The following is a 21,585-nucleotide window of genomic DNA, read 5'->3' as shown; positions in this document are numbered from 1 at the left end:
AAAAGATTTAATAATAACAACCGCGTACGACCGCCCAGTAATATTCGTATATACGAACTGAAACGGAGGTTTAGAAAAAATGGATCCATGGACTTTATGGGGTTTCCTTACCATTGTCATCTTTGTATTTTCATTGGTAATGATGGTAGCAGGCATTTTCTCGGCGTATTTCGGAGCAGGAAAGAACAGGGCCTATGGTGGAGCACTCTTTGCTATCGGTTTTGTCGTCTGTGTAATATGGGCGTATCTGGTAGGCTACAGCAGCATAGAGCCGTTCTGCAGCGTCCCCGCGTGGGATGTAATGTATGATGCGCTCATCAACCTGATAGCCGTCCTGATCGGAGCCCTGATCGCCATCGGTATCTTCCTGGTGTTGGTTCTTAAGAGCTGAGCCGGCGGAAAGCGCTTTCCAAACCTTTTCCAACAGTCTTCTTTTCGGTGGGGTTTTATTCTATCATTGTATTAAAGCCAATGATGCAAAAGGTATTCATATTAATGGGCAGCAAGAGCGACCTGCCCGTGGCCGAAAAGGCAATCACCATGCTCAAGAAATTCAATGTAGATTACGAGATAGCTGTGGCATCGGCACACCGGACCCCTGAGAGAGTTAAAGATTTCGTTACATCATCGGATGCCGAAGTGTTCATTGCGATCGCCGGGTTATCTGCGGCTTTGCCCGGTGTCGTCGCGGCGCACACGTGCAAACCTGTGATCGGCGTACCGGTAAGCGGCGGTGTGAACCTTGATGCTCTGTTGTCCGTTGTTCAGATGCCTCCCGGGATCCCGGTGGCCGCGGTCGGCCTTGACAGAGGCGACAACGCAGCGATATTGGCAATAGAGATAATGGGCGTGAAGGACCCTAAACTTTCTGATAAGATGAAAGACTACAGGAAGGAACAGGCCGAGAAGATAGAGGCCGATTCAAAACAGGTGGTTGCCGATGTTGGACGCAAATGAGTTCATCAAAGATGCAGTAGAGGATCTGAAGAAGAAGATCCCCGGCAAAGCGATCATCGCATGCTCAGGAGGGGTGGACAGCATGGTCTCCGCAGCCCTCGCCAGCAAAGCGATCGGCGGCAGGCTGCTCGCGGTCTATGTCGATACGGGACTGATGAGGAAAGGAGAGACCGAGGAAGTCAAAGGAATGCTGAAAGAGATGAAGATCAACTACAAGATCATCGACGCATCGGAGGAGTTCTTCAGACACCTAAAAGGCATCACCGACCCGGAGACGAAAAGGAAGACGATCGGCGAGCGCTTCATCCGTGTGTTCGAAAGGGAAGCGAAGGAATTCGGCGCCGAGTATCTGGTACAGGGGACAATCGCACCGGATTGGATAGAATCCGGCGATGACGTCAGACACACGATAAAATCCCACCACAACGTCGGAGGGCTCCCGAAAGAGATGGGAATGACCGTCGTAGAACCTCTTTGGGATCTGTACAAGGATGAAGTAAGGGCGGTCGCGAGGATCTTAAAAATAAGGTCATCGGAAAGGCAGCCGTTCCCCGGACCCGGACTTTCCGTAAGATGTTTGGACGAGGTCACGCCCGAGAACATCGCCATCGTAAGGGAAGCTTGTTTTATTGTCGAAGACGAGATCGGAAAAGCGGCCGAGAAAGGAAAGATGGAACTCCCATGGCAGTATTTCGCCGTTCTGATCCCTACGAGGTCGGTAGGCGTTCAGGGAGATAGGAGAGCATACGGCAGGACCATCGTAGTAAGATCGATATCCTCAATAGACGGCATGACCGCAGCGTACTCGAAGATACCGCAGGATGTGCTCGATGCGATCTCCTCCAGGATCACTAACACCATGAAGAGCCATGTGAACCGCGTTGTTTATGATATAACAAACAAGCCGCCGGCAACGATAGAGTGGGAATGATCAGATCGGCGGTGTGGGGGATCCGAAAGGAGATGTTCAGTTGCGACTTCCTCGTTTGCAGTCCACTTTTCTACAAGAGGAGGCTTTAACACACTGACCGAACGGAAAAGAAACGGCATAAAACAAAAGAACCTCTCCGAGTAAGGCGTGATGTAAGGTTGAACTTGCTTAGCTTTTCTCGTAGATAAATTATGTAACTTTATTTACATTGTCAATAAATTTATAGTGATGCAGTAATATCTGAACTAAAGGAGAGTATCTAATGGCGCAGACAAACGTGTGCATCCGCATGGACGGAAACCTGAAAAATGAGTTTGATAACATCTGTCGAGAATTGGGACTGACAACGTCTGCCGCATTTACGGTCTTTGCAAGAGCAGTTGTACGTTGCGGCGGAATCCCGTTTGAAATGGTAATAGATCAGCCCAATGCAAAAACGATTGCCGCTATCGAGGAAGCCAGGGCGGCTGAAAAGAACAAGTCGCCTGGGAAAGTGTATACAGACGCAGGCGAGATGATGAAGGAGCTGCTTTCCTGAAATACAATGCCACCACAACATCGCAGTTCCTGAGAGATCTTAAAAAAATTAAGAAACGCGGCACTTATGATGCAGAGCGTTTTGATGAAGTGGTTAGAAAGCTGATGTCGGGGGAAACACTCGGATCAAAATACGAGGATCATCCACTGAAAGGCGAATACAGCGATTGCCGAGAGTGTCATATTTCTCCGGATTGGCTCTTAATCTATCGCATATGGGGTGACGAGTCAATTATATAACTGATCCGGACAGGCACGCATTCCGATTTGTTCGGATGAGTCTCGGCAGATTAACCTTATATTGAAAACCCCCATCGCCCATCGATGAAGATCTATGTCATCGATAACGGCGGACAGTGGACCCACCGTGAATGGAGGGTTCTGAGGGATCTCAAAGTTGATACAAAGATCGTTCCGAACACCACGCCGTTCGAAGAGATCGGCGATGCGGATGCGATCGTTCTTTCGGGAGGAGCTCCCAGCGTTGCTACAGACGCATCTCTTATGGGTAACAACGGCGAATATCTGGACAAAGCGAGATTCCCGATCCTGGGGATATGCGCCGGGATGCAGTTCCTATCCGAGCATTTCGGCGGGGAGCTCGGACCGGGCGAAATACCTGAGTTCGGAAAGGTAGAACTGAAAGTACTGGCTCATGAGGATTTGTTCAGAGATCTTCCGTCGGAATTCAATGTCTGGGCATCACATAATGATGAAGTGAAAGTAATGCCGAAAGGGTTCGAGATAACAGCGTTCTCTACAAGCTGCAAGGTCGAAGCGGTGCGCTCGACCACAAGACCGATATACGGCGTACAGTTCCACCCCGAAGTGGAGCACACAGAAAATGGACCCAAAATATTCCGCAACTTCTTAGATATCGTGTCGGAATATTGGCACAAATAAATTGTTTTCAGCTCGAGTTCGCGCTGATGACCTCAAGCTGGCTTATTACATTCCAGATGAGGGTCCTTCCGTGAAGCGGGATGTTGGGATCGTTGGCGAGATCGTCAAGTATGATCATCGCACTCGTTGCGCGAACATCCATAGCGTTCTTTGTATCCATTAGTCTGGCTTTGGCGTCCGTTGCGCCTTTCCTGATGTTTCTCGGTACCGAAGTGTCCTCGGCTAAGTTGTCTAATATGTCTATTACTTGTTTAATGTGGTCCGCCACATTCTCACCCCCGTCAGATCGACTCGAACTCTTCCTGCAGATCAATCATAAGCTGTTCGAGCACCTCTTCGAAGTTGGACGATTTGTATTCCCTCATCCCTCCGAGGTCGCTCTGTATCCTAGCTATGAAGTCGTTGTTGTCCTTAACTAACTCTACGTTGCATAGAATCTCTTCCATTCATATCACCTGTGCAAGAATTGGAAGAACGAATCGATAAGCGGTATTTAATAATTGGGCATACCCCTTGAACGCTTTTTGCAAAGGGGATTGAAACCTTTTTTAACAGATGTCTCTTAGGGAACACTACATATGAAAATAGGGGACATCGTGGACGGCAGCGTAAGAAGACATCAGCTGTTCCTGGGGATCATTTTTGCTGTAGCTTCAGTTGTATTCCTTGTCGTTGTATACCAAACCGGCATCGAAAGCGAGACCGTTCGATATCTCCCTTATGCGAATGAGATCCTGCAGGGAAGGATCCCGGCGATGGAGTATCCTCCCTTTGCGATAGTGTTCTTAACGATACCCCGATTGTTCTCGTCAAGTGAGTTCGGATATCAGATAGCGTTCGTTGCGGAAGTTTTCGTATTCTTCCTCATCGGGCTGGTGATGATGAGCAAACTTGCTAAGAGATATCGACAGAGCCAGCACATCGCAATGATACTGTATACCGTACTGGTGCTGTTGTTGTTCGAGTTCGCTGTCGACAGATTCGACATATTCCCAATGATACTAACCCTACTTTCCTTCTACTGTCTTGTGACGAAGAGGTACGCATGGGCTTTCCTGATCCTTTCCGTTGCGACAATGACCAAACTTTATCCGGTGTTCCTGTTCCCCATCTATTTGATACCTTTCTTTTTCAACAGAGATTGGAAGAACATGCTCAGGGGTGCCGGGATATTCATTGCAGCAGCCGCGATAATATTCCTCCCGTTCTATGTTTTCGGGGCGGACGCGGCGTTCAACTTCTTCGGCTCGAACGTTGACCGTGCACTTCAGATCGAATCGCTGCCCGCTTCCGTGATATACTTCATTCATATGCTGGGGCTGACGGATGTTTCGATAAGTCCGTTCCAACCGGGTGTAGCTGGCTCATCAGATAATCTGGTAGGGGCATTGCCGGATGCCGTTGCCCCGATGATGATGCCGCTGACGGGGGTCATTATTGCGGCGGCACTTGCCTGGTACGCATACAGTTTGTACAGGATGCGCACGGACGGGCGGGACAACGAGGACAACAGATTGATCGTCCTCTGTTGGGCCGCACTGCTCACCGTCATGGCGTTTATGCTATTCAACAAGGTCTTCTCCTCTCAGTATCTGATATGGATCATACCGTTCTTAACGATATTTTTGATGACATCCATCGATTTCAAGCACAAAAGATATGTCCTGATCCTTTCGGTAGCGGCCATTGTCCTTACGCAGCTGAATTTTGCCGTGAACATTGGCATAAGCGGCGGAGGAACAGGAATAACGGACGGAGGCATGATGATAATCCTTGCAAGGAACATCGTGATGCTGGCCTTGTTCATATTGATAGTTTGGATATCGAAAGACAATCTGAAAAAGAGATACCTGCAAGAGAGGCCCGCCGATAATAGGGAACAGACAGAGGACCAGGACGAAGTTCCATGACGGGCATTGATCATTTCCGGGATCCGTTCGACTTTGACAGATAAGAATCGGGACACCAAAAGCTTTAAAACAGGCGGGCTATCTATGGGTGTTACTCAGTTATTCACTTTCAGTGGTAACGAAAGAGTAAAAATATGATCCGGAAATAGATCTGGGTATGTAAGGAAGTAGGAACATGGGCATTGAAGAAAGGGCGGACGGGATCCAGAACAGCTTCGAGTCTAAGACAAAGAATCTCGGCAGAGGCAAATACGGCAGGATACTCAAGATGGCCCGCACCCCAACAAGGGAAGAGTACAAAAAAACATGCTACATCGCGGCACTCGGAATGATCGTAGTGGGCGCTGTAGGGTTTGCCATAATGTGGATAATGACCTATCTTCCAGATTATTTTTAATAAAAGCGAGGTGAGATGATGTCTGATATTGTAACAGGAAGCACCCGCTTAACGGGAGAGGCCGGAGCCAAGGTCGTCCGTGCGGGAACATCGGCGACATGGAAGTTCAATCTTGCGTCGGACACATCGTCCGCAGTAATGAAATTCGATGTTTCTACCGGGCCAGACATGGATAACGCTCCTGAGTGGGATGTTATGATAAACGATGCGGCCGGTAAGGAGCTGTGGAGCAACTTCAGCACAAAGAGCGAGTTGGAAGTGGATCTTCCGAACAACAAGCCGAGGGATCTCAAGATCACCGTCATTTGCCCAAAGGGAGCAAGGTACGGCGACAAGGTACGCGTCAGGATCCTGGCGACCACAAAATCGGGAAGCTCATCGCTCGAATTCAACGCTGTGGCGAAACAATCCATAATGGTCCTCAAAACGCAGATGGACCAGGAAAAGAGCGTTGCTGACAGCCTCATGTCAAAGGCTCAGCTGGGCGAAAAGGACATATATGCAATATTCAGCCCTCCCGGACTCAGAGGATACGTGTTCGTCGAAGGTATGAACACCGACCGCCTCAGAGAGAAGACAAGAGATATCAAAAAAGCACGTTCTTTCGTCGAAGGCGAAACGAACATAGAAGAGATAAGCCACTATCTGGTCCCCGTATCTGCGGTAGTAGGTATTGTGGAAGGAGATCTGGTGGAACTTATAAACGGCCCGTTCAAGGGCGAAATAGCCAGAGTACAGCAGATCGATCAGAGTAAAGAGGAGATCACTGTGGAGCTCATTGAGGCTATGGTGCCCATCCCGGTCACCGTCAAAGGTGACAGTGTTAGAGTTATTGAGAAGGAGAAGTAAACAATGGCAACCAAAGTTGAGGCATTAATTGAAGGAGGCAAGGCCACAGCCGGCCCGCCCCTCGGTCCTGCGCTCGGCCCCACCGGCGTGAACACCGGCCAGGTCATAGCCAAGATCAACGAGAAGACGAAATCATTCACCGGAATGAAAGTTCCGATAACGGTGATAGTAAACGACGACAAGACATTCGATGTCAAGGTCGGAACGCCGCCAATGTCGGCCCTGATTAAATCCGAGTTGGGCCTCGCGAGCGGATCGAGCAACGCCAAGTCGACAAAGGTCGGGAACCTGACCATCGAGCAGGTAAAGAAGATAGCCGACATGAAAAAAGAGGATCTCCTCGGAGCGACCGTCAAGGCGCGCGTCTCCGAAGTAGCGGGTAACTGCGTATGCGTTGGTGTCACCGTCGACGGAAAGGATCCCAAGGTCTTCCAAAAGGACATCAAAGCCGGCGTTTATGATAAAGTTCTCGCCGGTTAAAACCCCCAAACTCTTTCAAAAATCACATTTTTTTCTTGTTTTGTTTTGTTTGACTTTGAGTCATTACAAGACCTTAAAAATAATGAAATCATCACCGACTTATCACATTGGAGATGATCCATTTGAAACATGTGTATGAAGGAAAGACAAAATCTGTTTACGAGCTTGATGACGGAAATTATATGCTGAAATTCAAGGACGATGCCACCGGCGAGGACGGAAAGTTCGACCCTGGCGCGAACACCGTCGCACTAAAGATAGAGGGGCTTGGAAAATCAGACCTCAGTCTTTCAAAATTCTTTTTCGAGAAGGTAGGGAAGGCAGGCATCAACACGCACTACATAAGCGCGGATGTCGAGAATGCTACAATGACAGTCAAGCCGGCAAAGGTCGTTGGTAAGGGATTGGAAGTGATATGCAGGTTCAGAGCGGTCGGAAGCTTCAGGAAAAGGTACGGAGACTACTGCACGGAAGGCCAGCCCCTTGATGCTTTCATAGAGGTCACACTGAAGGACGATGACCGCGGAGACCCCCCCATAACAAAGGACGCATTGGTAATACTGGGTCTTTTGACGGCAAAGGATTATGAGGACCTTAAGAGACTGGCGCGGAAGATCGCCAAGATCGTCAGGGACGAGATCGCCAAGAAGGGCATGGAATTATACGACATAAAATTCGAATTCGGAAAATCGAAGGACGGAAAGGTCATGCTCATCGACGAGATCTCCGGCGGCAACATGCGTGTCTACAAGAACGGCAAGCAGGTCGAGCCGATGGAACTTGCCAAACTGATGTTGAAATAAACCTGTTCGCTTTCAACAAATACAGCATAGGTCAGAACCCTATGTCTGTTCAACATTTTCACACAGAGCCAAACTCGAACCGACGCCCGCGATACGATATGTCGCGAGAAAGGTTTGAGGATAGGCTTTTTCTTTCTTCTAATTAATAACCCTTATATAGGGCAATAGAATAGCAGGCCTGCTTGTAGGAGAGCCTCAGGGCTCGTATGCACTACGAGGAGGAATTGAATTGGCAGAAAAACCAACCGTAAATGCTGTGCAGAAAGCACTAGAGAGTGCAAAGAAGCGCAATTTTGTTGAAACGGTTGAGTTGGCCATCAATCTCAAGGACGTTGATCTGGCAATACCGAAGAACCGTATTCAGGAGGACATAATCCTTCCGAACGGCCGCGGTAAAAAGATCAAGGTCTGTGTGATTGGTGGTGGCGAACTAGCCTTGAAAGCCAAGAGCGTGGCCGATCTTGTGATCACTCCCGACGAAATCGGAACGATCGCAGATGACAAGAAACAGGCAAAGAAGATCGCGAACAGCACCGATTATTTCATCGCAGAGGCGCCTTTGATGGCGGTCATCGGTAAAAGATTGGGTACCGTCCTCGGTCCTCGCGGAAAGATGCCTAAACCCATACCCCCGGGAGCAGATCCCACGGGGATGATAGACAACCTCCGCAAGTCTGTGACCGTCAGAACGAAAGACAGGATAACATTCCATGTGCCGGTAGGGACAGTGGAAATGCCCGCAGAGCAGATAGCCGATAACATCGACCTTGTTCTGAAGAGGGTATCACTGAAACTCGAGAAAGGCATGGCGAACATATCGTCCGCCTATGTCAAAACGTCCATGGGTCCGTCGGAGAGGATTTTGTAAGGAGGTCTAAGATGGCACACGTCGCAACTTGGAAGAAGGACATGGTAAGTGAGATCGTCAAGGACATAACGGAAAACCCTGTTGTAGCAGTGGTTGACCTGCATGGCATCCCGGCGCCGCAGATCCAATCGATGAGAGCCGACCTCCGTGAGCACGCTATACTCAAGATGACCAAGAACAATCTTATGTTGCTGGCGCTTGATGAAGCCGCGAAACAGAGGCCAGGCATCGATAAACTGAAAGGATCTGTGCACGGGCAGTGCGCCATCATGGCAACGGACATGAACCCGTTCAAGCTTTGCAAGAAGCTTGAGGCCACAATGACGCCAGCCGCTATAAAAGCAGGACAGCTGGCACCCAAGGATATAATGGTCCCCAAAGGGCCAACCCCGTTCGGTCCCGGTCCCATGATCGGTGAACTTCAGAAAATAGGCCTTCAGGCCGCAATCGAGGCTGGAAAGATAGCAATCAAAAAGGATACGACACTGGTAAAGGCCGGGGAACCGGTCCCGCCGGGGGTCGCAGCGATGCTTCCGAAACTGAACATCCTGCCCATAATAGTGGGCATGGACCTGAGGACCGTCTTTGAGGACGGCACAGTGTACAAGAAAGAAGTGCTCGCAATACCCGATGATTATTACAAAACAATGTTCGCTACGGCTGCACACGACGCTCGTGCATTGGCAATCGATATTTCGTGGACAACGAAAGAAACGATCGTGCCGCTTGTCACGAAGGCGTTCAGAGAGGCAATGGGCCTTTCGATATCAGCCGCGATACCGACCAAAGAGAACATCAAGATACTTCTTGCAAAGGCAGACAATCAGATGCTTGCCGTAGCTTCCAAATCAGGATACAAGAGCGATGCCATCGCAGCCAGACTCAGTTCGGCAGCGGCGGCCGCAGCGAGTGTAAAACCTGCAGCGGAACCCCATAAGAAAGAGGAGAAGAAAGTAGAAGTGAAAGAAGAAGAACAGGTCAGCGAAGAAGACGCAGCAGCTGGCCTGAGCGCATTATTTGGCTAAAAGGAGTTGAAATAAATGGAGTATATTTACAGTGCAATGGTGCTTTACTCTGCTGGCAAAAAGATAACTGAGGAGGCCGTAACGGCGATCCTCAAGGCCGCAGCAGTAGAGGTCGACGCAGCTAAAGTCAAAGCACTGATCGCTTCACTCGAGGGAGTCGACATAAAGGCCGCCATAGCATCGGCCGCAGTCGCAGCCGCACCTGCACCCGCAGCAGCGGCGCCAGCCGCAGCAGCAAAGGCACCCGCCGCAGCAGCAAAGCCGGAAGTCCACGAGGAACCCGCGGTCAGCGAAGAGGACGCAGCAGCTGGTCTGAGCGCTCTGTTCGGATGAACGGTAAGTTTATCTTGGCAAGACAAAACCTTTTACACAACATCTTTATTTATCGCACATACATTTTAAGGCATTCATATGGACCCCACAAACAAGATCATCGTCAGGCTTTCGCCGGACACGGTATTGCTTCTTCAGGCGCTCGTAAATAAAGGACACTTTAACAGTTTATCCGAGTGTATTGCCGAAGCGATAAGCCAGATGATCGAGGCGAATCTTACGTCCGAGGAGTCGGAAAAGGCCCTCAAAGGCCACGTAAAAGAGCAGCCTCTGAAGATGGAGTCCCTTCTTACAGATAACAACCCCGAATCAATGGATGAGGCCGTCAGGAAGGCTGTCAGAGGTTATGTGAAGTCAAGGATGGATCCGGAGGAATGATCCTGGCGGGAAGGACGCTGGTCATAGGTTCGGGTGGAGCCGGTCAGCGCATTGTTTCAATGATACCCGGCGAGCGGAATATCGCCGTGGTCACGATCAACACCGGGGACCACGGTTCGACAATATCCATGGCGGACGGCAGCGGCGTGGACGGGTGCAGAGGGGACATGAACCTCGGATGGGCACTGGCGAACGACTATAAAGGAGAGATAAGCAGATCCCTCTCAGGATATGCGAATATAATTGTGACGGCCGGACTCGGCGGGGGCACCGGCTCAGGAACGATCCCGGTGATCGAAGAATGCGCCAAAGATATAGGCGCGAGACTGATCTCAGTCGTCAGCATACCGATGCCGTTCGAAGGGGTACGCAGAGACAATGCGATGAGCCAGATGAAGAAAATAATCCAGATATCCGACAGAACGATAATCTTTGACATCGGAAAGATGCCGCAGAGAGGCGGAGGGTCGCTGACCATCAACGAAGCGATATCGCTTGCAGACGAAATGATGAAGGAGGCCATTGTGAGAATATGCGAGATGCTTGACGGGCCGTTCTTCAGCACACTCAGCGAGAGGGTGTACACAATAGCTTTTCGGTCGTCGAAAGACCCGGTCAAGGGGGTCCTGGCGGCGATGGACGAACATCTTTTCGATGCCGACCCCAACTACGGAAAGATCATCGTTACCTCTGATGCTAAAATAAGCAGAGCTGACAAAGAGGCAATATCAAAAACGATCGGAGACAAGACGGGAATAATCCCCGAGATAGTGTCTGGAAACCACGGGGATGATCACAGGGTATTACTGTTCATCCCCATTTCTTACCTTTCTTTATTATCTTAGACGCATCCCCGAATATTCCCATGATCGTATTGTATTCATATTTGGTCGGAATGGAGCGGCCCATCATGCGTCTGAACATGACCGACGTATCGGATCTTCTGTGCTCGGGATAATCGATGGCGTCCATAAGGTCATCGAAGAAACTGAGCATGTACTCTTTTTCCTTCCTGTCGGCTGGTTCCGCCCGCCTTGTGATATTCCCGGATTGAAAGAACTCATACATCACCAATGTCGCTGCGTGAGAAAGGTTGAGGGTTGGATATTTTTCGCTTGTTGGTACATGGATGAAGACATCGCATTTATTCAGTTCATCCTGATACAGGCCCACATCCTCCCTCCCAAAAACAATGGCGATCCTCTCTTCATATCCCGAGACCTGCTGAACAAATTCCCTGATCTTTATCGGGAGCCTTGTGTAGTTCCTGTCCCCATGCGTGATTATTCCGCTGGTGCCTGCAACAAGGAAGCAACCTTCTACGGCCTCATCCATCGTATGCACTGTTACGGCTTTGTCCAGAACATCCGAGCCGTGTTTTGCTCTGCGGTATGCATCATCGCCCAGCTCGCAAGGCTCGACAAGATACAGCTCGTCAATGTCGAAATTGGCCATGGCTCTGGCGACCGCACCCACATTCCCTTCGAACTTGGGTCCGACAAGGACGATTCTGACTTCAGGCATATTGCCGTTATCGGGACATAATCTATATCAACTGTACGCTTATTTGAGTGTGTGAACATACCAACCGACCACCCACGTTACAGATCGCTCATGGTTCGCGAGAGGTTGTGGGAGCTGGTCGAGAAAGGTCTGGTGACACCGACGGGAATGATATCTCACGGCAGGGGAGAAGCGTTCGATTACCTGATGGGCGAGAAGAGCCAGAACTCCTCTCTAAGGGCAGAAAAGGCTGCGGCCGCATATCTTCTGAATGCGAAGAACCCGATCGTTTGTGTGAACGGCAACGCCGCGGCGTTGGACCCGAAGAATCTCATATTATTGGCGGAAACGGTCTCGGCGAAGATAGAGGTGAACATCTTTCACAGGACCGAAAGGAGAATGGAACTCCTCATATCATATATGGAAGAGAACGGTGCAGAGAGTGTTCTCGGAAGAGAGCCGGACGCAAGGATCCCCATGCTGACGTCAGACCGTGCACTTTGTACGAAAGAGGGGATATTCGATTCAGATGTCATACTCGTCCCGATCGAGGACGGGGACCGTGCGAAAGCGTTGGCAGATATGGGAAAGATCGTGATATCGATCGACCTGAACCCGCTGTCAAGAACTTCAAGGACTGCAACAGTTTCCATCTCTGATGAGATGACGAGAGCGCTTGAGAACATCATTGCATTCGCCGAAGAACTGAAAGGGAACAAAAAGGCAATAGAAGAGACGATAAGGACATTCTCCAACGAAGCTAACAGAAAAAATGCGGTCGAAGAGATATGTTCGTCGCTTATGCAAGAATTCGAGGTGGAGAACAAATGAACGAGTTGCTGGAGAAAGGCAGTCTCAGACTGAAATGGGCATTCGAGCATATGCCGGTAATGCAGGAGATCGACAAAAAATTCCGCAAGGAGAGGCCGTTCGAAGGGGTGAAGATCGGTATGGCGCTGCACACAGAAGCAAAGACGGGGATACTTGCTATAACTCTTGCGAACGGCGGCGCGAAGATCAGGCTTGCAAGCTGCAACCCTCTTTCAACGGACGATTCTGTTGTACTGGCACTGCAGAATGAATACGGTCTTGATGTTCATGCAAAGAAAGGCGAGACCCAAGAAGAATACTATTCCAATCTGAACAAGGTGGCGGACCTCAAACCCGACCTGGTCATCGACGACGGTGCCGATCTCATAGCAATGCTGCACACGACCCGCAGGGATTCATTGAAAAAGGTCAAGGGAGCGAACGAGGAGACCACAACCGGGGTCTCCAGGCTGAGGGCGATGGCGGCAAACGGGAAGTTAGAGTTCCCGGTGATCTCGATAAATGACGCAAAAATGAAATTCCTTTTCGATAACAGATACGGTACAGGTCAATCGGTATTCGACGGGTGGATGAATTCCACCAATCTTGTGATCGCAGGCAAGCGTATCGTGGTTGCAGGGTACGGATGGTGCGGAAAAGGAATAGCGATGCGTGCCAAAGGGTTCGGTGCGTCGGTGGCGGTCACCGAGATAGATCCCGTCAAAGCTATAGAGGCAAGGATGGACGGTTTCGAGGTCATGAAGATGGCAGACGCAGTAAAGGATGCGGATGCGATATTCACAGTGACCGGATGCAAGGACATCATCACAGGAAAACATCTTGCGGCGATGAAAGGCGGCTGCATCATGGGTAATGCGGGGCATTTTGATAACGAGATCAACAAGAACGATCTTGAGGCCGCGGCCGTATCGGTCAGAAAAGTAAGGGATTTCATCAATGAGTACAAAATGGAGGACGGAAGGAAGCTGTACCTTATTGCCGACGGGAGACTGATGAATCTCGCCGCGGGACAGGGGCATCCGGCCGAAATAATGGATACGAGTTTTGCTGCGCAAGCACTCGGAATGGAGTACGTTCTCAACAATCATTCGAAAATGAAGAACAAGGTTCACGATCTGCCTGACAGCATAGATACGCTTATAGCCGAAATAAAACTGCGGTCGATGGGTATCGAGATAGACGCACTTACCGAAGAGCAGAAGAAATACGTGTCGGGATGGGAAGAAGGGACATAAGTCTTAAGATCGGCCGCCATTCGAATATGTTCCGTCCAGCACTTTCAGGAAAACATCCTCGATCGTATCGATGTGGTGCTTCCAGAGATATCCTTCGGCTCTCGATCTGGCGTTCATACAAAGCTCTTTCCGCCTCGGTCCGTCGGACAGTAAGGAATTGATCGCTTCAGCCAGACATCCCGGGTCCCTCGGCTTGACAATGACTGCCGCATTGCCCACCGTATCCGGAAGCCCGTCGACGTTCGTGCATATCAGAGGCTTGCCGTAAGACATAAGCTCTACCGCCGCAAGACCATATGATTCGAACAGGGAAGGCATCACGAAGAACTTGCACGTACTCATCAGACGTACTTTTTCCACCTCTTCGACCCAGCCTTTGAACTCGACCCTATCGCCAAGTTCGTACTTCTTTGCAAGCCTTTTCAGCCGTTCCGTATCCGGCCCCTTTCCGCATATTATCAGCTTATGCGGGACATCGACCATAGCATCCAACAAGTAATCCAGGCCCTTCGTTCTTACAAGACGGCCTAAGGACAGAATGAATCCTTCCTCTTCAACGCCCATTTCGGGCAGGTCGGTGAGCCCGCTCGGTACTGTTGTCAGCATTTCGCTGTTGATACCTCTGCGTATAAGGTCATTCCTGACAAAATCGCTGACACAAATGATGTGGTCATATGTCAGCAGGCCTTTTTTGAAACGATCGTCATTGATCTTGGAGAGTTTTGCCTGAAAACCGATGCCTTCACCCCACATATTGTGGTAAGTGAATACTTTTTTCCCGTCGTACGAGGCCAGCGGCTTGTTGTAAGAGCCGGCCCATCTGTAATTGTAGTTGACGACATCCGCATCCAATGAGGTCAGTGCTTCCGATACGCCCTTGGACGATATGAACGGCGGATTGTATATGTTGATATATCTGGATTTAAGGCGGACCACCCTGAACCCATCCATTATCTCTTCCTCCTCGGTGCCGGGGAGCCTCCCCGTGAGCACCGTAACGTCGTGCCCCCTTCCGGCAAGGAGTTTGCTGGTGTCATACATTCTGCGCTCTATGCCGCCGTGATAGGGATGGAAAAACGGATTGACATCAACGATTTTCATTATATCCGACCATTGGTCCATCTAGTGGTTAGAGAATACTTATAGATATCATTGCGGCGCCGGTTATCGGACGGTCATGAAAAGCTTATTTAACAGCCAGGATATGTAAGGGACATAGGGTGCACAAGCCTGACCTGCGGGGCAGAATATGAAAATAGTTTTCATCACAGACAGTTATTTCCCGACCAGGGACGGGGTCGTTACTGCAGTTGTCACGATAAAGAAAGAACTGGAAGAGCTGGGACATGAGGTCACCGTCATCGCCCCCGATCCCGGGAAAGAGTTCAGGGAAGAGGGCACAGTATATTTCCCGGCCATCAAATTCAAAAAATATAAGGGATATTACCTCCCGATATACAGATCGAATAAGATAGAGGTCATAAAGAACATTGATCCGGACATCATCCACATCTATGGGGTGGCATTCATGGCGCTCAAGGGCATGTTCGCGTCAAGAACACTAAAAATACCGACTGTGACGACATATGTTACATCAGTAGGGGAGGTAATAAACGATTATTCTCCGATAAAACTCCCCCCCGAAATAATGGACAAACTGGTCTGGATATACCTAAGATCGTTGCTCGGGCGCGCCGGAACGGTCGTGGTCCCGACGGCCCCCATCGCTCAGGAACTGAAAGACCGCAGAGTGCGCCCGAAACGTCTGGAAAGAATACACATCGGCATTGATGTCCAAAGATACGTGAGGAACGAGGAAGACGGGAAAAGGATCCGGGCGAAATACGGGATCGGATCAAAGAGAGTTCTGGTATGCGCAGGCAGGCTGTCCGTTGAGAAGAACATAGATCTGCTGATAAGTTCAATGCGGTCTGTCGATGAGGATGTAGTGCTGCTCATTGTAGGGAAAGGGCCGATGGGTGATAAATTAAAACAGCAGATGAAAGATCTGGCTCTTGAGGAAAGAGTGATCTTTGCGGGGTTCGTTCCCGACGAGGAATTAGTAGCGTATTATTCGGCGGCGGATGTTGCCGTATCGTGCTCAAGGTTCGAAACACAGGGGCTTACCACACTGGAGGCCATGTCCTGCGGGCTTCCCGCGGCATGCGCGAACGGGCGCGCTTTCGTGGAAATGATAGAGGACGGCGTGAACGGACACAAGTTCGAATCGAATGAGGAAGACTGTGTCTCTGCCATCATGTACTGCTTGAATAACCGTGAGAGACTGTCCGCCGAGGCCAGAAGGACCGCCGAAAGATATTCGATCCATGAAACGGCGGTGAAGTTAGAGGCCCTGTACGCGGACATCCTCAGCCACAAAAAATGATCGATCAGACGTCGAAGTGAACAGCATAATCGTTAGAAGCATTGTTGGAAAATGCGGCACACTCAATTCAGCGGTATCCGGAAATCCCCCAGCTCCTCAAGGATGATCTGTTTCAATCTGTCGAAGTTCTTTCGGTCGTTCGCTGCGAGCACAGAGGACTGATGTTTATGATCGATGCCCCCGTCGATAGAATCGATCACGCCCCCGGCCTCGGTGACAAGCACGTAAGCGGCGATATAATCCCATGGGTAAAGTCCGATCTCAAAGTAAATATCTATTGAGCCAGATGCCAAAAGCGACAGCTCATATGCAGCGGTTCCGAGCCGTCTTATGTCATCGCATTCGCTGTGAACTTTTTTTGAAATATTGAAGCTTCGGTCAGCCCAGTCCTTGTTGTAAGCGCTCCATGCGGTCGAAAACATGGCGGTGCCGAAGTCCTTGTTCGAAACACGGATGGCTTCGCCGTTCAGATATGCGCCCTTTCCTTTCTCGGCTACGAACATTTGGCCCAAATAAGGATTGAAGACGATCCCGACTATCGGGACATCGTCCTTTATGAGTGCGACCGACACTACGCTCAAAGGAATGCCTCTTGCGTAGTTGGCGGTCCCATCGATTGGGTCCACGATCCAGCAGTATTCGGACACAACATCCTTAAGGGCGGCCTCCTCCCCGACGAAACCGCTTCCGGGCAGCAGGGCAAGAAGTTTTTCCTCAAGAAAATTCTGGATGTATATGTCCGAGGTGGTGACATAATTCTCTTTCGTTCCTTTACTCTCAATATTGAACAATCGGATCTCCAATATAAGAGAGCCAGCTTGGGAAACGATGTCGACCGCTTCGCATACGAATTTAGACAGATCTGGCGCAGATTTCTTCAAAACTTCTGTATGTGGGGTCATTGCTTGATTTAACTCAGTAGTAGAATAAAAAGCTATTTTCCTTTTTAGATAATAAAATCATTAATATCCATAATCCCTACCTGGCATATGGGCGGCGCAAAACCATTCCTCTCTGTGTACGGCCACGTTACGGTCGATCAGATAATAGCGATCAAAAGATTCCCGGAGATAAATGAGTCCGTCGATGTAATCTCAAAGAGCACGACCCTCGGTGGGACGGGAACGAATATTGCAATGACCGCTGCCAAACTGGGCGTGCCGACCGCAATATGCGCTTTCGTAGGTCAGGACTTTCCTGTAAGATATGAGAATGACATGAAAGAATCCGGACTCATAATGGATGAGTTCGTTCACGTAAATGAATATGAAACATCCCAAGCAATGGTTGTGAACGACTCGGAACTGCTTCAAAGAGTGATATTCTATCAAGGGCCGCAGGGAAGTGCCAGCAAGCTGGATCGTCTGTTAAACGGTAACGCTTCAAGGTCGGCTTACGTCCACTTTTGTACTGGGGAGCCGGATTACTACATCTCCGTGATGGGAACAATAAACGGCGGCCCGAGCATTGCGGTGGACCCTGCGCAGGAGGTCTATAAGATGTGGGACAAGGCGAAGTTCGAGAAGGCATTGCCGCTGTCGGACTCGCTGTTCTGCAATGAATATGAAGCAAGGACCATCGAGAAGTATCTCGGGATAAAAGATGTCATGGAAGTGGAGAAGGATCTCGTTGTCCGCACGGAGGGCAGTAAGGGAAGCACCGCAAAGATCAAAGGAGAAAAGGTAAGCATCCCTGTTGTCAAAGGCAATGCTTTTGTTGATGCCACGGGGGCAGGAGATGCGTTCCGTGCGGGATTCTACTGTGGGCTGTACAACGGATATGATGTTCACAGGTCGCTGATCCTGGCATCGGCGACCTCCTCGTTCGTTGTGGAAAAAGTGGGAGCTCTGACCAACATCCCGAGATGGGAAGATGTCCTGCACCGTGCAGACAGGTATCTGTGATAAGATGATGATCTCAATAACCGGGACCCCTGGCACAGGGAAGACGCAACTTGCGGAAGAGCTCAGGCGCAGGGGCTATGAGGTTTTGGATCTTAACGGATTCATCAGAGAGAACGGGCTGCTTGAAGAGAAGGACGAAGCAAGGGATACATACTGCGTCGACGTCGATTCATTGGATATCTCTTTGGAGGAGCACAGGAAAATGAACCTGATCCTAATCGAGGGGCACATCTCCCATTGCGTTGAATCTGACATGATCATTGTGTTGAGATGCAGGCCGGAGATATTGGCCGAAAGACTCGGTGCGCGCGGTTACTCCGAAGGCAAAGTGAGGGAGAATGTTCAGGCAGAGATCCTGGACGTCATACTGTGCGAATCGATCGAAGCCGATGTGCCAGTATGCGAATTGGACTCTTCGAACGAAGGCATTTCCGCTATTGCGGACAAGGTTGAGGACATCATAAAAGGGAATATTGATAAATACCGACCTGGCAATGTCGATTGGACGGAGGAATTAGAAGGATGGTTCTAGACGAGCAAAGGAAAAGGGCAGACTTTGCTTTAACGCCCGTCGCAAAGAGGATGATCAATGTCAATCCGAATATGATCTCATGGGGCGGTTTGATCCTTGCTTTCCTTTCAGGCCTGCTGTTCTATTTCAGCTATGACCGCCACTACCTTCTGATAATCGGGGCGATTGTTGTTCTGATCTCCGGTTACTTTGATGCGTTGGACGGAAAAGTGGCAAAGCTTGCCGGAAAAGCATCCAACAAAGGTGACTATTTGGATCACGTCTTTGACAGGTATGCTGATGTCTTCATGATAGGCGGAGTTGCGGTCAGTGCGTGGTGCAATCCATACATAGGATTGCTGGCTCTTGTGGGTGTTCTCCTCACATCATACATGGGAACGCAGGCGCAGGCCGTAGGCGCACCGCGCCTTTATGCGGGGTTGCTGGGAAGGGCGGACAGAGTAGTTCTGAGCACGTTGTTCCCGATATTACAATTCATAATGATCTTGGTCGGATACTCTGCGATCGATATAGCCGGCTATTCGATATCTTGGATGGAGATAATGTTGATCTGGTTCGCCGTTGTCGGTAACTTGACGGCCATCCAGAGAGGTGTTGTTACGTGGCAGAATCTTTCTAAGAAAGAATAACTGACACGTTTTTTGTTTTAATGGATATTATTCATCGCGGCTTTTCCTCCTTCTCGTTAGCATTCAGCAAAAGCGGATCAATGTTGTTCTTTGAAGTGATCACAGGCTTCCCAATACGTTTCTCAGCCTCTTTTCTTGCAATCCCTGCCACTTCTCCGCCGCAACGTGCGACCTCTCTGTTCTCTTCGAATGTCTCCGGTTCTTTTTCTTTGGATATCTCAGTTGTTGTAGATTCGGCAAGCATGTTCAATACAAGCTCAAGATTCGTCATGTTATCGCGCAGGTTCTCTTTTTTGAGGCCCTTGAGATCTTTGTACTCTCTTGTTGTCAACCCCGCCCACGCTTTAGAGATATCATCAGTCAGGATGGCAAACTCCCTTCCTTTTCTGATTCCACGGTCACACCATTCATCCGTCAGTTCGTTCCGTATTTTTATGGAAAGAAGCCTCTGGTAGATCCATTCGCGGCTGTAACCCTTCTTCAGATACGTTGCGAAGGCGCGTTCGAAAGCGAGTTCAGGATCGATCTCTTCTTCGATCCTTTCTTTTCCGACCGCTGCCAGCCAGAGCTTGAACGGCTCCGCTTTGGGCGACGGGAGGGATTGGATTATACGTAAAAGTTGTTCGGTGTCGGCAACATCGGTCAACCTCATTTTTCCATCTTCAGCGAGCATTTTCAACTGCTTACAATTCGTAAGCAGTTCATCAGCGCCCTCTTCTTTTAGGCGGTTTTTCAACACGGCCCAATAGGTGCTTGCATTGCGTTGCGTAGGCTGATCAGTAAGTACAGCACATACATCAACAATGGAAAAGTACCATTCCTGTTCTTCTTCGTTCCAAACTGTTCTGACACGCTTGTTCTCAAATAATTGTATCTTACTCTCGTCCATTTGCGTCACCCCGGTATTTTATTAATGTTCATTGTTACACATCCTACCCCATTTTTGGGGCTCATACCGGGAAACGCATCAGGTTCATCGGCGGCGTCGCTTCCCACAGCTCCGGCCGCGATCAAAATACCGATGATATTATCGCAAATCCGTTTTTTTGAACTGTTTCCGTGCCGATTGATAATACACTGCGGTGATAGTATTTAATCTCTCCAGGGAGGTGGCCGAAAGTACCCGAAAGTACAAAAATGCTGATGAGCCAGATTACTTTTTCTCTTCTTTTTCATCTCTTTTTGCAAAGTCGGATTTAGCTCGGTAGTACGAAAGAGGGTGGTTGACCCTTGAGCATAAATTATCGGGATCGAAGCATATGCCGTTGGTCTTCATGGTCGCGCATTCCGGCGGGGTGTACCCTTCTCTTCCCCTCTCCTCCCCGGTTATGTGTTTGATCTGATAGCTTGATTTTGATTCGTCGAAATCTGGTGACTGTGAGAACAATGCGATTATCTGTTCATATGTCAATCCCAAAGCGTTAAGATATGAGACGAGAGCGAATCTGGCACTGTGGGGAAGATTCACTCCGTTCTGTGCGCTTGCGAGTATGGCCCTTATGCAGGGAGGGAGATAATCGGGATTCATCCCCTCGCCACCAGTCGGGCTAAGTTTCATCTTCGTTTCCGACAGGATGACGGCAACATGGTCGATGTCTTTCTTCAAAGCTTTCCTGAACGCGTCCGGGACGTTCAGGGGGAGCTCGGATTCAATTCTTTCCTGAAGGGCGTTCTGAAGGAGCCTGTCGAACTTATCCGGCTCTATGCGGACGAACCCGTTCTTAAGATCGGTGTTTATGAGTTTCCATTCCACCGCTTTCATTACGTGGGAGAACCTCAGGTAATCGGAGAAGTGCATGCGCACCATGCCTTCCGTGTCGACAGTAGACCTTACTTCAAGGTCCTCGGCAACGATCATCTCTGAAGCATGGTCGTTGGAAAGGAGTTCATTCATCCTTGACGCTTCGGCAAGAGCGTACCTTTTAGTGAGGAATCTGTCGTTGATGCAGGACACTATCATCCTCGCATAAGGATAGGAGAGGACCTCCATCAATCGATCATATTCCTGAAGCAGGGAGACATCTCCCACTTTATGATCGGATATTGCGCCGAGCACGCGCTCCAGCCCCCTCTTCCTGGCGTTCTCGTAGGAAGGCGAAGATATCAAGGACTCGATATCCGTGTGGTTCGCCTCGGCGTATTTGGCGGAACCCCTGAGGAAAGGATATCTTGCGGCTTGGAGGGAGTCCATGTG

General features: G+C 49.7%; 29 protein-coding genes. 22 read left to right on the top strand and 7 right to left on the bottom strand.

The window, feature by feature from the left end:
* The first annotated feature begins 79 nt into the window (after positions 1 to 79).
* From Mpt1_RS05990 to Mpt1_RS05970, 6 genes are all read left to right on the top strand, one after another.
* The gene (locus tag Mpt1_RS05990) at positions 80 to 391 is read left to right on the top strand and encodes a hypothetical protein (protein WP_048113099.1); all 312 of its coding nucleotides are present in this window, start codon (positions 80 to 82) and stop codon (positions 389 to 391) included.
* 83 nt (positions 392 to 474) lie between these two features.
* On the top strand, positions 475 to 957 hold the full coding sequence (purE, locus tag Mpt1_RS05985) for a 5-(carboxyamino)imidazole ribonucleotide mutase (protein ID WP_048113958.1): 483 nt from the start codon (positions 475 to 477) through the stop codon (positions 955 to 957).
* Positions 941 to 1,888, top strand: a complete 948-nt coding sequence (guaA, locus tag Mpt1_RS05980) for a glutamine-hydrolyzing GMP synthase (RefSeq protein ID WP_048113097.1) — start codon at positions 941 to 943, stop codon at positions 1,886 to 1,888. Before purE ends, guaA begins: the two co-directional genes overlap by 17 nt.
* A 262-nt stretch (positions 1,889 to 2,150) precedes the next feature.
* The gene (locus tag Mpt1_RS05975) at positions 2,151 to 2,426 is read left to right on the top strand and encodes a type II toxin-antitoxin system RelB/DinJ family antitoxin (RefSeq protein ID WP_048113095.1); all 276 of its coding nucleotides are present in this window, start codon (positions 2,151 to 2,153) and stop codon (positions 2,424 to 2,426) included.
* Positions 2,423 to 2,665, top strand: coding sequence for a type II toxin-antitoxin system YafQ family toxin (locus tag Mpt1_RS07935; protein ID WP_082007273.1), 243 nt, complete (start codon positions 2,423 to 2,425; stop codon positions 2,663 to 2,665). The genes Mpt1_RS05975 and Mpt1_RS07935 overlap by 4 nt, the downstream gene beginning before the upstream one ends.
* Before the next feature lie 84 nt (positions 2,666 to 2,749).
* On the top strand, positions 2,750 to 3,328 hold the full coding sequence (locus Mpt1_RS05970; protein WP_048113093.1) for a GMP synthase subunit A: 579 nt from the start codon (positions 2,750 to 2,752) through the stop codon (positions 3,326 to 3,328).
* Positions 3,329 to 3,335: 7 nt separating this feature from the next.
* Here Mpt1_RS05970 and Mpt1_RS05965 read toward each other — a convergent pair whose 3' ends face one another.
* Positions 3,336 to 3,596 (bottom strand): UPF0147 family protein, encoded by a 261-nt coding sequence (locus Mpt1_RS05965; RefSeq protein WP_082007272.1) that lies wholly within the window; start codon positions 3,594 to 3,596, stop codon positions 3,336 to 3,338.
* A 13-nt stretch (positions 3,597 to 3,609) separates the two neighbouring features.
* Complete coding sequence (locus Mpt1_RS07760) at positions 3,610 to 3,774, bottom strand: hypothetical protein (protein WP_193354112.1); 165 nt, start codon at positions 3,772 to 3,774, stop codon at positions 3,610 to 3,612.
* Between the two features lie 132 nt (positions 3,775 to 3,906).
* Between Mpt1_RS07760 and Mpt1_RS05960 the strand changes: the two genes are divergently transcribed.
* The 10 genes from Mpt1_RS05960 (at position 3,907) to Mpt1_RS07345 (ending at position 11,216) form a co-directional block, all read left to right on the top strand.
* Positions 3,907 to 5,238 (top strand): glycosyltransferase 87 family protein, encoded by a 1,332-nt coding sequence (locus Mpt1_RS05960; protein ID WP_048113091.1) that lies wholly within the window; start codon positions 3,907 to 3,909, stop codon positions 5,236 to 5,238.
* Positions 5,239 to 5,413: 175 nt separating this feature from the next.
* Positions 5,414 to 5,635 (top strand): protein translocase SEC61 complex subunit gamma, encoded by a 222-nt coding sequence (locus Mpt1_RS05955; protein WP_048113089.1) that lies wholly within the window; start codon positions 5,414 to 5,416, stop codon positions 5,633 to 5,635.
* Between the two features lie 15 nt (positions 5,636 to 5,650).
* Positions 5,651 to 6,484 carry a transcription elongation factor Spt5 gene (locus Mpt1_RS05950; protein WP_238603107.1) on the top strand — a complete coding sequence of 278 codons (834 nt, stop codon included), beginning with the start codon at positions 5,651 to 5,653 and terminating at the stop codon, positions 6,482 to 6,484.
* A 3-nt stretch (positions 6,485 to 6,487) separates the two neighbouring features.
* The gene (locus Mpt1_RS05945; RefSeq protein ID WP_048113087.1) at positions 6,488 to 6,964 is read left to right on the top strand and encodes a 50S ribosomal protein L11; all 477 of its coding nucleotides are present in this window, start codon (positions 6,488 to 6,490) and stop codon (positions 6,962 to 6,964) included.
* A 122-nt stretch (positions 6,965 to 7,086) separates the two neighbouring features.
* The gene (locus Mpt1_RS05940) at positions 7,087 to 7,767 is read left to right on the top strand and encodes a phosphoribosylaminoimidazolesuccinocarboxamide synthase (RefSeq protein ID WP_048113952.1); all 681 of its coding nucleotides are present in this window, start codon (positions 7,087 to 7,089) and stop codon (positions 7,765 to 7,767) included.
* 229 nt (positions 7,768 to 7,996) lie between these two features.
* Complete coding sequence (locus Mpt1_RS05935) at positions 7,997 to 8,635, top strand: 50S ribosomal protein L1 (protein WP_048113079.1); 639 nt, start codon at positions 7,997 to 7,999, stop codon at positions 8,633 to 8,635.
* Between the two features lie 11 nt (positions 8,636 to 8,646).
* A complete protein-coding gene (locus tag Mpt1_RS05930) occupies positions 8,647 to 9,660 on the top strand; it encodes a 50S ribosomal protein L10 (protein WP_048113077.1) in 1,014 nt (337 codons plus the stop codon).
* Between the two features lie 15 nt (positions 9,661 to 9,675).
* Positions 9,676 to 9,993 carry a 50S ribosomal protein P1 gene (gene rpl12p / locus Mpt1_RS05925; RefSeq protein ID WP_048113075.1) on the top strand — a complete coding sequence of 106 codons (318 nt, stop codon included), beginning with the start codon at positions 9,676 to 9,678 and terminating at the stop codon, positions 9,991 to 9,993.
* Between the two features lie 78 nt (positions 9,994 to 10,071).
* Positions 10,072 to 10,371: a hypothetical protein gene (locus Mpt1_RS05920; protein ID WP_048113073.1), complete on the top strand. Its 300-nt coding sequence runs from the start codon at positions 10,072 to 10,074 to the stop codon at positions 10,369 to 10,371.
* Entirely contained in the window at positions 10,368 to 11,216 is an 849-nt protein-coding gene (locus tag Mpt1_RS07345; protein ID WP_052399317.1) for an FtsZ/tubulin family protein, read from the top strand. Before Mpt1_RS05920 ends, Mpt1_RS07345 begins: the two co-directional genes overlap by 4 nt.
* On the opposite strand, the gene Mpt1_RS05910 is transcribed toward Mpt1_RS07345, so the two are convergent.
* Positions 11,182 to 11,895 carry an RNA methyltransferase gene (locus tag Mpt1_RS05910; RefSeq protein WP_048113071.1) on the bottom strand — a complete coding sequence of 238 codons (714 nt, stop codon included), beginning with the start codon at positions 11,893 to 11,895 and terminating at the stop codon, positions 11,182 to 11,184. The genes Mpt1_RS07345 and Mpt1_RS05910 overlap by 35 nt on opposite strands.
* A 90-nt stretch (positions 11,896 to 11,985) precedes the next feature.
* Here Mpt1_RS05910 and Mpt1_RS05905 point away from each other — a divergent pair, with 90 nt between their 5' ends.
* Both Mpt1_RS05905 and Mpt1_RS05900 read left to right on the top strand, forming a co-directional pair.
* A complete protein-coding gene (locus tag Mpt1_RS05905) occupies positions 11,986 to 12,705 on the top strand; it encodes a phosphopantothenate/pantothenate synthetase (RefSeq protein ID WP_048113069.1) in 720 nt (239 codons plus the stop codon).
* Positions 12,702 to 13,940 (top strand): adenosylhomocysteinase, encoded by a 1,239-nt coding sequence (locus tag Mpt1_RS05900; protein ID WP_048113066.1) that lies wholly within the window; start codon positions 12,702 to 12,704, stop codon positions 13,938 to 13,940. Before Mpt1_RS05905 ends, Mpt1_RS05900 begins: the two co-directional genes overlap by 4 nt.
* Positions 13,941 to 13,943: 3 nt before the next feature.
* Here the strand turns inward: Mpt1_RS05900 and Mpt1_RS07340 are convergent, their stop codons facing one another.
* The gene (locus Mpt1_RS07340; RefSeq protein ID WP_052399316.1) at positions 13,944 to 15,062 is read right to left on the bottom strand and encodes a glycosyltransferase family 4 protein; all 1,119 of its coding nucleotides are present in this window, start codon (positions 15,060 to 15,062) and stop codon (positions 13,944 to 13,946) included.
* 127 nt (positions 15,063 to 15,189) lie between these two features.
* On the opposite strand from Mpt1_RS07340, the gene Mpt1_RS05890 reads away from it, so the two are divergent.
* A complete protein-coding gene (locus tag Mpt1_RS05890) occupies positions 15,190 to 16,326 on the top strand; it encodes a glycosyltransferase (RefSeq protein ID WP_048113064.1) in 1,137 nt (378 codons plus the stop codon).
* A gap of 62 nt (positions 16,327 to 16,388) precedes the next feature.
* Here Mpt1_RS05890 and Mpt1_RS05885 read toward each other — a convergent pair whose 3' ends face one another.
* Positions 16,389 to 17,228: an inositol monophosphatase family protein gene (locus Mpt1_RS05885; RefSeq protein ID WP_052399315.1), complete on the bottom strand. Its 840-nt coding sequence runs from the start codon at positions 17,226 to 17,228 to the stop codon at positions 16,389 to 16,391.
* Between the two features lie 87 nt (positions 17,229 to 17,315).
* On the opposite strand from Mpt1_RS05885, the gene Mpt1_RS05880 reads away from it, so the two are divergent.
* The 3 genes from Mpt1_RS05880 to Mpt1_RS05870 are packed head-to-tail and all read left to right on the top strand — an operon-like array spanning position 17,316 to position 19,391.
* On the top strand, positions 17,316 to 18,230 hold the full coding sequence (locus Mpt1_RS05880) for a PfkB family carbohydrate kinase (RefSeq protein ID WP_048113062.1): 915 nt from the start codon (positions 17,316 to 17,318) through the stop codon (positions 18,228 to 18,230).
* Positions 18,199 to 18,762, top strand: coding sequence for an adenylate kinase family protein (locus Mpt1_RS05875; RefSeq protein ID WP_238603106.1), 564 nt, complete (start codon positions 18,199 to 18,201; stop codon positions 18,760 to 18,762). The genes Mpt1_RS05880 and Mpt1_RS05875 overlap by 32 nt, the downstream gene beginning before the upstream one ends.
* On the top strand, positions 18,753 to 19,391 hold the full coding sequence (locus tag Mpt1_RS05870) for a CDP-alcohol phosphatidyltransferase family protein (RefSeq protein ID WP_048113055.1): 639 nt from the start codon (positions 18,753 to 18,755) through the stop codon (positions 19,389 to 19,391). Before Mpt1_RS05875 ends, Mpt1_RS05870 begins: the two co-directional genes overlap by 10 nt.
* Before the next feature lie 31 nt (positions 19,392 to 19,422).
* Here Mpt1_RS05870 and Mpt1_RS05865 read toward each other — a convergent pair whose 3' ends face one another.
* Together Mpt1_RS05865 and Mpt1_RS05860 are read right to left on the bottom strand one after the other, a co-directional pair.
* The gene (locus tag Mpt1_RS05865; RefSeq protein WP_048113052.1) at positions 19,423 to 20,280 is read right to left on the bottom strand and encodes a BRO-N domain-containing protein; all 858 of its coding nucleotides are present in this window, start codon (positions 20,278 to 20,280) and stop codon (positions 19,423 to 19,425) included.
* A gap of 264 nt (positions 20,281 to 20,544) precedes the next feature.
* A complete protein-coding gene (locus Mpt1_RS05860) occupies positions 20,545 to 21,582 on the bottom strand; it encodes a DNA primase large subunit PriL (RefSeq protein ID WP_048113051.1) in 1,038 nt (345 codons plus the stop codon).
* Positions 21,583 to 21,585: the final 3 nt, after the last annotated feature.

The organism is Candidatus Methanoplasma termitum, assembly GCF_000800805.1.
Taxonomy (GTDB): domain Archaea; phylum Thermoplasmatota; class Thermoplasmata; order Methanomassiliicoccales; family Methanomethylophilaceae; genus Methanoplasma; species Methanoplasma termitum.
The sequence above is the reverse complement of the archived record's forward strand: the minus strand, read 5'-3'. Positions and strand labels throughout refer to the sequence as shown.